The following is a 430-nucleotide window of genomic DNA, read 5'->3' as shown; positions in this document are numbered from 1 at the left end:
CGTAAAATACGCAGCCCAAGCCAACGACCTAGCGTCTAACGGCGATGTCTGAAAAATCGACATCAAGTTCTTTAAAAATTTATCAAGTAATCTGTGTGGACACTCACAGGTATTGAGTTATTCGACAATTATTTAAATCAGTTTAACTGCTTTAGATAATCAAAAAATTTAAACTCAATGCAACTATGTTTGTCCATAGCAACTTTGGTTTCTACTTTCTTTCGAGAAAGTAAATTCAAAGAAGCACATATGTACAAAAGACTTTGTTAACTTCGGTTAATAAAGCAATCAGAATTCATTGAGCTGAAGTCTTTCCTAATAGAAAGCTTCAAAAAAACTTTAATTGAAGAGTTTGATCATGGCTCAGATTGAACGCTGGCGGCAGGCCTAACACATGCAAGTCGAGCGGCAGCGGGAAAGTAGCTTGCTA

1 rRNA gene is annotated in these 430 nt (G+C 36.7%); it reads left to right on the top strand.

Annotated features, from left to right (window positions below):
• Positions 1–340: 340 nt before the first annotated feature.
• Positions 341–430, top strand: a 16S ribosomal RNA gene (locus H5073_RS18065); the annotation flags it as partial.

The sequence above is a fragment of the Shewanella sp. SR44-3 genome (genome assembly GCF_014163735.1).
GTDB lineage: Bacteria > Pseudomonadota > Gammaproteobacteria > Enterobacterales > Shewanellaceae > Shewanella.
Note: the sequence above shows the minus strand (reverse complement) of the source record. Positions and strands in the feature narration are given on the sequence as shown.